The sequence below is a fragment of the Nonomuraea aurantiaca genome (assembly GCF_020215705.1).
Lineage (GTDB): Bacteria > Actinomycetota > Actinomycetes > Streptosporangiales > Streptosporangiaceae > Nonomuraea > Nonomuraea aurantiaca.
Map to the genome: position 1 here is coordinate 1 of NZ_JAIWNB010000094.1, position 2,536 is coordinate 2,536.

A 2,536-nucleotide genomic window follows, 5' to 3' on the forward strand; every position below is an offset into this window, starting at 1 on the left:
TCGTCGATCAGCGCGGCGGAGACGAGGCCATCGGTCATGCGACGGTCGCCGTCGGCGGGGTCGGGGACTACGGTGAGCATGGGTGTGCCTTCCCAGCCGACGTTGGCGCGTCGGCCATGCGTGTGAGACCTCAAACGATCACCGGGAAGGTACACCCCTTCCCGGTCGATCCACAGGTCTCTAGCATTGCTCAACACGCGCGCCCAGAGACCGTCCTGCACAGGGCCACTCAAGAGCATCTCGAGGTTCTTGAGGATATCGTTGCGCTGCTCGTCGCTTAGTTGCTTGAGCTGTTCCTCGATGGCGGGAGGGTCGACGTCACGCGCCTGAAGGGATGCCAGGAGGCTATTGACGACTTTGATCGCGCGGATCCACTCGTCGTCGGGCTTGTCGATGACTCTTCCCTGCGCGAGAACCAGCAAGGAAAGCTCGTTCTTCGGCAACTGCTGCAGCGTCCGGCCGCTCAGCAGGGCGAGCAGCAGGTAGAAGCAGGATCGGCTCGTCACGTAGCCGTTCAGCACAGCTTCGCCGATGTGCTCGCGCGCCTTGGCGGGCATGCCGCCGCTCAGGTAGCGGACACCCACCTCGAATCTCTGCTCCGGCGAAGCGTCGGGGGGAATCTGATACACGAAGACGTCCCCGTGCACGGCCTCGGCCTGGACGCCGACGGTAGCTGAGCCGTCCGCGATGTTGGTCGTGGTGGTGCTCGGGTCGCTCATGAGGCGCCTCGGATCGCTGTGATGATGGACGTCACCTTCGACGCCAGATCGGCCACGTCCAGCAGCAGACCGCGCAGTTTCTTGAGTGCGACCATCGCGCGGTCTTTGCCCTGCTCCGTGCTTGCCGCCAGAGATCCGGTGACGACGCCGATTTCTTCCTCTGCCGCGGCGAACGTGGACTCGTCCACTTTTCCCGCCGTTCGCGCCTGTGCGAGTTCCTCACGGAGTTCGGCGAGGAGTGCCGCCGAGTCGAGGGCGGTCTCGGACGGATGTCCGACCGACACATTGCCGTAGATGTTTCCGGCCTGTACACCCACGTGTGCGTGGCCACGGGCGATGTTCCTCACGTTGCTGGTCATGGCTTCGCCTTCCGTCTTGTTCGCTGCCGTGGCATGCGGGTCGTGGGGGAGTTCCAGCGCCAGCTCCTCGACGAGGGCTGAGGCGAAGGCCGCGGCGTTCACTATCGCCCTCGCCTGCCAGTTCGCGCCGTCGGTGGCCACCTTGGTGCCGTCGGCGCGGTCGCTGATACCGCGTACCACGACCATCGGCAGCGACCTGTTGAAGTGGGCGGCCTGTGCCACGCCGGCGGCTTCCATCTCGATTGCCAGCGCGTCGTTGTAGGTCTGACGCACCCACTGGGCATGTGCGGAGACTGCGGAATCCTGTACGACCTCTCCGGCCGCAATCGGACCGAAGCGCACCTTTGGAACGTTCCCGATATCGCCAAGACGCCGTGTCCAGGTGCCGCTGCGGGCGAGCTGGCGCGCGACCTGGTCCGGCTCGTGCGAGATCTCCCAGCCGCGGGGCCGCGCCTTGAATCCATCGTCCTCGCTGGTGCCGCCGTGGTAGGCGTACACATGGGTCGCGACCACGACGTCACCCAATCCGACGTCAGGCCACAGGGCGCCGGCGACGCCGACGAACAGCAGGGCCAAGGGATCGAACTCGGTGATCGCTCGCTCGGCGAGTACGGCGGCGGGATGGTTTCCCTTGCCGACCAGCCCCAAAACCACTGGGCAACCCCCCTCAGCCAGCCGGCCGATCTCGAAACGGGTACCGGCACGGTGACGGTGTATCCGCAGACCGGTCAGGTGCTTCTGGACGGCCTGATACTCCAGATCCAGCGCGGTGAGGATCACGATGGGACGCTCGTTCATGACGGCACGCCTCCTAAAGGGGCGATCTGAGCTGTCTGACGGTCAGGGCCTCCGGGGTCCGGATTGAGCCGAACGGACCATCGGGGGGTACAGCACTTGCACTGGTCCGGCCTTGAAGAGCCGGGCCGGGCGGCCGTTCTCCGTTCGTCGCATGGGGCCGGCCGCGACGATGAAGCCGTGCGCGCTCTGAACCTTGCGGTAGAAGTTCCGGGGATCGAGCTGAACTCCCCACACCGCCTCGTACACCTGCTGGAGCTCGGAGATGGTAAAGGTCTCGCCGCAGAACGCCGTCCCCAGCGCCGTGTGCTCAAGCTTGACCCGCGCACACTCAACGCCATCGGCCAGGATCCGCCGATGATCGAACGCCAGCTCCACGCGTGCGGACAAGACATGCTCCGCCGGCATCCAGCACGCACCCGCCGCGTCCGTGCCCGCTATGGGCTCCGGCAATCGGGGCGCGATCGCCAGGTAGGCGACCGACACCACACGACCACGAGGATCACGCCCCGGTTCGCCGTACACCCCGATCACCTCTAGTGCTGTGACCGGAAACGATCGCCGGGTTGGATGACGAGGCTTCAGGCTGCGGAAGTCAGAGGTCGGCCGCCCCAGCGGATGCCTTTCTCGCTTCGGATGCGGGCGCGTTCGCGGCGTTGGGCG

2 protein-coding genes and 1 pseudogene are annotated in these 2,536 nt (G+C 66.0%); all 3 read right to left on the reverse strand.

What is annotated here, in order from left to right:
• A pseudogene (locus tag LDL49_RS56245) lies at positions 1–719 on the reverse strand (hypothetical protein); the annotation flags it as partial.
• Positions 716–1,876: a 5'-methylthioadenosine/S-adenosylhomocysteine nucleosidase family protein gene (locus LDL49_RS56250; RefSeq protein ID WP_225303155.1), complete on the reverse strand. Its 1,161-nt coding sequence runs from the start codon at positions 1,874–1,876 to the stop codon at positions 716–718. The gene LDL49_RS56250 and the pseudogene LDL49_RS56245, both read right to left, overlap by 4 nt.
• 42 nt (positions 1,877–1,918) lie before the next feature.
• Entirely contained in the window at positions 1,919–2,281 is a 363-nt protein-coding gene (locus tag LDL49_RS59755) for an NrtR DNA-binding winged helix domain-containing protein (protein WP_372470760.1), read from the reverse strand.
• Positions 2,282–2,536: the final 255 nt, after the last annotated feature.

What these genes read in the sequence shown, in the direction of transcription:
- LDL49_RS56250 (WP_225303155.1), bottom strand. Translation starts at nt 1,876, where the DNA reads ATGAACGAGCGTCCCATCGTGATCCTCACCGCGCTGGATCTGGAGTAT.
- LDL49_RS59755 (WP_372470760.1), bottom strand. Translation starts at nt 2,281, where the DNA reads ATGCCGGCGGAGCATGTCTTGTCCGCACGCGTGGAGCTGGCGTTCGAT.